Origin of the sequence: Streptomyces sp. NPDC048650 (genome assembly GCF_043199095.1) — a bacterium.
Lineage (GTDB): Bacteria > Actinomycetota > Actinomycetes > Streptomycetales > Streptomycetaceae > Streptomyces.
In genome coordinates, this window is record NZ_JBICVM010000039.1 from 1 (window position 1) to 2,741 (window position 2,741).

The 2,741-nt window shown below is 72.2% G+C and carries 1 protein-coding gene; it reads left to right on the top strand.

The features are described 5' to 3' along the window. The coding region (locus tag ACGFML_RS38100) for an acyltransferase domain-containing protein (protein WP_393550543.1) at nucleotides 1-2,741 on the top strand (2,741 nt) is incomplete at both ends.

The window sequence follows — 2,741 nt, forward strand, 5'->3', positions numbered from 1 at the left end:
GCGATGCGCCATGGTGTGCTGCCGCGCACCTTGCACGTCGATGAGCCGTCGAGGCATGTGGACTGGGGTGCCGGCGCCGTCGAGCTGTTGACCTCCGAGGTCGAGTGGCCGCAGGGGGAGGGGCCGCGCCGTGCGGGCGTCTCTTCCTTCGGCGTCAGTGGGACGAACGCGCATGTGATCCTGGAGCAGCCCGAGCCGGTCCCGGCCGACGCCGAACCGGACACCCCGGAGACCGAGCCCGGCGCGCTGGCGTGGGTCCTCTCCGGCAGGAACGAGGCCGCACTGCGCGGCCAGGCGGCACGCCTGCTGCCCCTGGTCGCAGCGTGTGACGCGCTGTCCGCGCGGGACGTCGGCCACTCGCTGGTGACGGGTCGGTCGAGCTTCACCCACCGTGCGGTGGTGCGGGGCCAGGACCGCGACGCACTGGTGCGTGCCCTGTCCGCACTCGCGGTGGGCGAGGCCGACCCCGGTCTCACGGAGGGCTCGGCCGGCGCGGGCAAGCTGGCCTTCCTGTTCTCGGGCCAGGGTTCGCAACGTCTGGGTATGGGGCGGGAGTTGTACGGGCGTTATCCGGTGTTCGCGGAGGCGTTCGACGCGGTGTGTGCCGGCTTGGACGGGCATCTGGACCGCCCCCTGCGGGATGTCGTCTGGGGTGAGGATGCGGAGCTGCTGAATCAGACCGTGTACGCCCAGGCCGGATTGTTCGCGATCGAGGTGGCGCTGTTCCGGCTGGCGGAGTCGTGGGGTGTGCGCGCGGATTTCGTGGCGGGACATTCGATCGGTGAAGTCGCCGCGGCGCATGTGGCGGGTGTCTTCTCCCTCCAGGATGCCTGTGCGTTGGTGGCGGCCCGGGGTCGGCTGATGCAGCAACTTCCGGTCGGTGGGGCGATGGTGGCGATCCGGGCGACGGAGGACGAGGTCCTTCCGCGCCTGGTGGAAGGCGTCTCGATCGCGGCGGTCAACGGTCCGTCGTCGGTCGTGATCTCGGGTGTCGAGGAGGCGGTGCTGGCCCTTGCGGCGCACTTCGAGGGGGAGGGACGCAAGACCAGCAGGCTGCGGGTCTCACACGCCTTCCACTCACCGCTCATGGAACCGATGCTGGCCGACTTCCACGCGGTGGTGGCACAGCTGTCCTTCGGCACGCCGACGATCCCCGTCGCATCGGGCCTGACGGGCCGGCTCGCCGAGCCCGAACAGCTCGCCCACGCCGACTACTGGGTCCGGCACGCCCGCGAGGCAGTGCGCTTCGCGGACGTGGTACGGGCTGTGCGGGCGGAAGGGACGACGCGGTACCTCGAACTCGGTCCGGACGGTGTGCTGTCGGCGCTGGCCCGGGAATCGGCACCCGACGAGGCCGTCCTCGCTCCCGTACTGCGCAAGGACCGGCCCGAGGAGACGACGCTGCTGGGCGCCCTGGCGCAGCTGTACGTCCGGGGCGCGAGCGTGGACTGGACGGCGCTGTTCGCCGGTACGGGTGCGCGGTGGGTGGATCTGCCGACGTACGCGTTCCAGCACGAGCGGTTCTGGCCGTCGGGCGGTGTGGCGCGCTCCGGTGATGTGCGGTCCGCGGGTCTGGGTCTGGCGGGGCATCCGCTGCTGGGTGCGGCGGTGGAACTTGCCGGCTCGGGTGGTCTGTTGTTCACGGGCCGGTTGTCGGTGTCCTCGCACCCGTGGCTGGCGGATCATGTGGTGCTGGGGTCGGTGCTGGTGCCCGGCACGGCACTGCTGGAACTGGTACTGCGGGCGGCCGACGAGGTCGGCTGTGACCTGGTGGAGGAGCTGACGCTCACCGCGCCGCTGGTGCTGCCCGCGTCGGGCAGCGGCGTGCAGGTGCAGGTGTGGCTGGGGGAGCCGGATGGTTCGGGTCGCCGGCCGGTATCGGTGCATGCGCGTGAGGGCGAGGAGCCGTGGACGCTGCATGCCGACGGCGCGGTGGCCACGGGGGCTGCAGCGGCCTCCTTCGATGCCGCCGCATGGCCTCCGAAGGGCGCGGAGCCTGTGGAAGTGGCGGGCTGCTATGACGACCTCGCCGATGCCGGGCTCATGTACGGCCCGGCCTTCCAGGGCCTGCGGGCGGCCTGGAGGCTCGGCGAGGACGTCTACGCCGAGGTGACGCTCCCCGAGGGCGTCGAGGGCGACGCCTACGGCCTGCACCCCGCCCTCTTCGATGCCGCGCTGCACGCGGCGGCGTTGGGTGGCGCGGAAGTGGGCGGAGTCCCGTTCTCGTGGACCGGAGTGTCCCTGCACGCCTCCGGCGCCTCGCACCTCCGCGTCCGTATCCGCGACGCGGGCGGCGCCATGGCGGTCGCGATCGCGGACACGTCCGGTGCGCCGGTCGTCTCCGTGGAGTCGCTGGTGGTACGCCCGCTCTCGGCCGGGCAGTTGCAGACCGCCGACCGCGACGCTCTCTTCACGGCCGACTGGGTCCCCGTCCCGCTCACCGACGAGCGCGTCGAGCTCGGCACCGGTCCGGGGGGCGAGCCGCTGCGGACCCTCGCGGATCTGGAGTCCCTGACGGGGACGGCCGTGCCCGGGACGGTCCTGGTTGCGCCGCCCGCCGGCACCGTGGGAACGGTGGAGTCCGTACACACCGCGACTGCCTGGGCGTTGGAGATGGCGCAGTCCTGGTTGGCGGATGAGCGGTTTGTGGATTCGCGGTTGGTGTTCGTGACGCGTGGTGCGGTGGATGGGAGGGATCTCGCGGGTGCGGCGGTGTGGGGTCTGGTGCGGTCGGCGCGGTC